This is a genomic window from Vibrio sp. 10N.261.51.F12 (assembly GCF_041471725.1).
Classification (GTDB): Bacteria; Pseudomonadota; Gammaproteobacteria; order Enterobacterales; family Vibrionaceae; genus Vibrio.
Window position 1 is genome coordinate 1 of record NZ_JBFROV010000074.1, and the last position, 1,208, is coordinate 1,208.

Below are 1,208 nucleotides of genomic sequence, written 5' to 3' on the forward strand. Positions count from 1 at the left end.
TAACTTTGAGAGAACTACTTGGTTTTCCGAGACGTCGGAAACCGCTACACCGGAAAATCAATTGGAGAAACAACATGGCAGTGAACGTAAATACTAACGTATCGGCAATGACCGCTCAGCGTTACCTAAACAATGCAAGTCAAGCGCAAGCGACGTCAATGGAGCGTTTGGCTTCGGGTTCTAAAATCAACAGCGCAAAAGATGATGCGGCTGGTCTGCAAATCTCTAACCGCTTAAACGTACAGAGCCGTGGTCTTGATGTGGCCGTGCGTAATGCTAACGATGGTATCTCGATTGCTCAAACCGCTGAAGGCGCGATGAATGAAACGACAAACATCCTGCAACGTATGCGTGACTTGTCACTACAATCTTCAAATGGTTCAAACTCAAAATCTGAGCGTGTCGCAATTCAAGAAGAAGTGACGGCGTTGAATGACGAGCTTAACCGTATTGCTGAAACCACGTCTTTTGGTGGTAACCGTCTATTAAACGGTACCTACGGTACACAATCATTCCAAATCGGTGCAGACAACGGTGAAGCGGTGATGCTGAACCTTAATGACATGCGCTCTGATAACTCAAGAATGGGTGGCACAAGCTACCAAGCAGAAAACGCGAAAGGCAAAGACTGGAGCGTAGCGGCCGGTTCAAATGATTTGAACATCACGCTAACAGACAGCTTTGGTGAAGAGCAAAATATCGCTATCACGGCTAAATCGGGTGATGACATCGAGCAACTGGCAACTTACATCAATGGTCAAACTGACCTTGTGAAAGCATCGGTCAACGAAGATGGTCAGCTGCAAATGTTTGCCGGTAACAACAAAGTAGACGGTGAAGTGTCATTTGGTGGGTCACTGGCAGGTGAGCTTGGCATGCAAGATGGTCAAGCGGTTACGGTGAACACTATTGACGTGACAAGCGTGGGTGGTGCACAAGAGTCAGTGGCTATCATCGATTCAGCATTGAAATATGTGGACAGCCACCGTGCTGAACTTGGTGCATTCCAAAACCGTTTCGACCATGCGATCAACAACCTTGATAACATTAACGAAAACGTGAATGCCTCGAAGAGCCGTATCAAAGATACTGACTTCGCCAAAGAAACCACTGAGATGACGAAGAACCAAATTCTTTCTCAAGCTTCAAGCTCAATCTTGGCACAAGCCAAGCAAGCGCCTCAAGCGGCAATGAGTCTGCTAGGTTAA

The 1,208-nt window shown here is 46.9% G+C and carries 1 protein-coding gene; it reads left to right on the plus strand.

Translation table 11 applies throughout. The features are described 5' to 3' along the window. Window positions 1–74 precede the first annotated feature (74 nt). Window positions 75–1,208: a flagellin gene (locus AB4405_RS24305; RefSeq protein WP_372063110.1), complete on the plus strand. Its 1,134-nt coding sequence runs from the start codon at window positions 75–77 to the stop codon at window positions 1,206–1,208.